Below are 988 nucleotides of genomic sequence, written 5' to 3'. Positions count from 1 at the left end.
CGGTACGCACGCCGACGGAGCGGCGCACCAGCGTCATGGCCAGCGTTTCGGCTTCCAGCGTCTCGGCGGTGCCACGCATCAGGCTGTGACGCAGCAACGCCACCAGCGCCTGGGCGCGCTCATCGATCCTGAGCCGCTGCTTGTTGAAGACAACGCGCGATCCCTTGGGATTGCGGTGCTCGGCCGGGACCAGTTCCTCCAGCATCGCCTCGGGCACGTCCATGCTGAGGCAGGAATCGCCGCCTTCGACCGGATGGCTGATCTGGTAGGCCTCGTCGCAGTTGAAGAACAGCACCTGGTTGGCCTCGGCGACGGTGTCGTCGCGGCCGACATGGCGCATGAACACGCCGCGATAGGGGAAGACGAGGCTGGTTGCATGCGAGCATTCCTCGCCGCTCCGGTGCCGGCATTCACCGCCACACACGACGTCGCGGACCTTGATCAGGTCAGTATCGAGGAGCTTTGTGACGGCGAGCTGGCTCATGGAGGACCTTGGGATACCTCGTGGATGTCGTCAGGTATATACTCTCCGGCAGCCCGTCAGGCCACCCGTTTCATGCCTTCAGCGCCTCGATAAGTTCAGCCATGTCGTCCGGCATCGGTGCTTTGAATTCCATCACCTCGCCGGTGCGGGGGTGTTCGAAGGCGAGCAGAAAGGCGTGCAGCGCCTGACGTGGAAAGCGGTTGACGACGCTCTTGGCGAAATCCGGCAGCAGGTTAGCCTTGGTCTTGAAGCCGGCGGAGTAATCCTGATCGCCGATCAGCGGGTGGCCGATATGGGCCATGTGCACGCGTATCTGATGGGTGCGGCCGGTTTCCAGCCGGCATTCGATCAGCGCGGCGAGCGCGGTCGCATCCGGCTTCTCGTGGAACCGTTCGATCACCTGGTAATGGGTGATGGCCTCGCGGGCGTCGCTTGCGTCTTCCTTCTGCACGGCGCGCTTGGTGCGGTCTCCGGCGCGTCCGAGCGGCGCGTCGATCGTGCCCT

The 988-nt window shown here is 64.4% G+C and carries 1 protein-coding gene and 1 pseudogene; both read right to left on the bottom strand.

Annotated elements, in window-relative coordinates:
* Window positions 1-484 (bottom strand): annotated as a pseudogene (locus tag MOV61_RS30020) (AraC family transcriptional regulator); the annotation flags it as partial.
* A 70-nt stretch (window positions 485-554) separates the two neighbouring features.
* Window positions 555-988 (bottom strand): RluA family pseudouridine synthase (locus tag MOV61_RS30015; RefSeq protein ID WP_247139191.1); only part of this gene is annotated, 434 nt, incomplete at its 5' end.

The organism is Neorhizobium sp. BETTINA12A, from assembly GCF_023006485.1.
GTDB lineage: Bacteria > Pseudomonadota > Alphaproteobacteria > Rhizobiales > Rhizobiaceae > Neorhizobium.
Note: the sequence above shows the minus strand (reverse complement) of the source record. Positions and strands in the feature narration are given on the sequence as shown.